Origin of the sequence: Mesorhizobium sp. M7A.F.Ca.MR.362.00.0.0 (assembly GCF_004023175.1) — a bacterium.
GTDB lineage: Bacteria > Pseudomonadota > Alphaproteobacteria > Rhizobiales > Rhizobiaceae > Mesorhizobium.
The window spans coordinates 2,730-4,008 of record NZ_RZTF01000342.1 but is presented as its reverse complement, the minus strand read 5'-3'; the positions used below and the strand labels follow the sequence as shown (position 1 = coordinate 4,008).

1 protein-coding gene and 1 pseudogene are annotated in these 1,279 nt (G+C 57.8%); both read left to right on the top strand.

Annotation, left to right across the window (positions count from 1 at the left end):
• Positions 1 to 133 precede the first annotated feature (133 nt).
• Positions 134 to 428 (top strand): annotated as a pseudogene (locus tag EOC06_RS43820) (IS1 family transposase); the annotation flags it as partial.
• Between the two features lie 394 nt (positions 429 to 822).
• Positions 823 to 1,279: SDR family NAD(P)-dependent oxidoreductase (locus tag EOC06_RS43815; RefSeq protein ID WP_245470180.1), on the top strand; the 457-nt coding region annotated here is incomplete at its 3' end.

The window sequence follows — 1,279 nt, the reverse complement described above, 5'->3', positions numbered from 1 at the left end:
TTCATACCGTGGGATAGGCGGTAGTGGGTCAGTTTGAAATTTGATGCCGCGAATGCCGTTGTCGTGACCCGCCGTGAACTCCTATATGCTTACAGAAACGTATGGGACGGCGTATGACAATCGAGTGCATAGCCCCGCCGAATGCACTGGTGCGCGGAAAGAGTGGATCGAAGGTAATCCAGACATCAAGCACGTCAGCACGTCATTTGCCGAACGCCAAAACCGGACTATGCGGATGCATATGCGCCGCTTCACGCGCCTGACCAACGGCAGTGGAAGCTCACGCCAACGCCGTTGCCCCTGCACTTCATGTATTACAACTTTGTCCGCATTCATGCTTCATGCGCATGACGCCCGCGATGGCCGCCGGCGTGACTGGCAAGCTTTGGGAGATTAGCGATATCGTTGCGCTGATCGAGGCGAAGGAAGCCGAAAAGCCAGCGGCTCGGGGGCGTACCGAAAGAAAGGTGTCTCAACTGATTGATCCTCAACCCATCACGAATGAAAATATCCTGAGGGTTCTTTGCATCGTCCTCGTCGAAATTCGCGCGACCGATGATCTATCCAGAGCTCGTATGCTCGCGGATTCATTTCACAACGCACCGGCCATGATCGCCTCTGGCGCCGGTCCGCAGGATACCTGGGCAAGTGTACTTGGAACCGCTCGCAGGCTTGATATGGAACGATATGTCGTCTCACTGCTGAGCCACGTTCAGGCGAGACAGATTTCAAACTGACCCACTACCGGATAGGCTGGCCGCTTGACCTCGCCCGCTGATATGCGGTGCTCTCGCGGCGGCCAGAGTAGCCTTGGAGCATCCCATGAGACTTCACAACAAGCGCGCGCTGGTCACCGGTGGGTCGGACGGTATCGGCCTGGCGATCGCCGAGGCCTTTTTGCACGAGGGTGCGGACGTCCTGATCGTCGGCCGCGACACCAAGAAGCTCGACGACGCCCGCAAGCAGCTCGGCGGCACTATCGAGACGCTGTCGGCCGATCTTGCCACATCGGCCGGCATTGCGTCCGTCATCGAGCATGTGAAAAAATCGGGCACGCCTACCGATATCCTCGTCAACAATGCCGGAGTGGCTTTCCTGGTGCCGTTCGAAACCGTCAGCGAGGCGCAGTTCCAGCAATCCTTCACGCTGAATGTCACTGCTGTGTTCTTCATCACACAGGGCCTGCTGCCGCATCTGGCAGCCGGCGCATCGGTGATCAACATCTCGTCCTATTTCGCCAACAAGATGATCCCGAAGCGGCCGTCGAGCCTCTATTCCC